This window comes from Corallococcus aberystwythensis (assembly GCF_003612165.1).
Taxonomy (GTDB): Bacteria; Myxococcota; Myxococcia; order Myxococcales; family Myxococcaceae; genus Corallococcus; species Corallococcus aberystwythensis.
Genome location: NZ_RAWK01000614.1, coordinates 1 through 393, shown reverse-complemented (window position 1 = coordinate 393; position 393 = coordinate 1). Strand labels below are relative to the sequence as shown.

General features: G+C 70.7%; 1 protein-coding gene and 1 pseudogene. Both read left to right on the top strand.

The genetic code is table 11. The annotated features are described in order from the left end of the window. Positions 1–288: pseudogene (locus D7W81_RS41740) on the top strand (SDR family oxidoreductase); the annotation flags it as partial. Further along, positions 285–393 (top strand): sugar phosphate nucleotidyltransferase (locus D7W81_RS41735; protein WP_244227812.1); only part of this gene is annotated, 109 nt, incomplete at its 3' end. The pseudogene D7W81_RS41740 and the gene D7W81_RS41735, both read left to right, overlap by 4 nt.

Genomic DNA, 393 nt, shown 5'->3' with positions numbered 1-393 from the left:
GAGCTGGGCGAGCGGCGGCTGGGCGGGACGTGGAACACCTGCGGCGGCACGGTGCTGGACCGCGTGGCCTTTGGCCGCGCGCTGTGTGAGGTGTTCGGCTTCGACGCGGGGCTGGTGGTGCCCACGCGGATGGCGGACCTGAAGCTGTCGGCGCCCCGGCCGCTGAAGAGCGGGCTTCTGACGGACAAGGCGCGGGAGCAGCTGTCGGAGAAGCCGCTGGCGCTGACGGAGTCGCTGAAGCGCTTCCACGCGAGCTGGCTCGCGGCCCGGGCCGGGGAGGCGGGATGAAGGGAATCATCCTCGCGGGAGGCTCGGGGACGCGCCTGTATCCGCTGACGCTCGTGGTGAGCAAGCAGCTGCTCCCCGTCTACGACAAGCCGATGATCTACTACC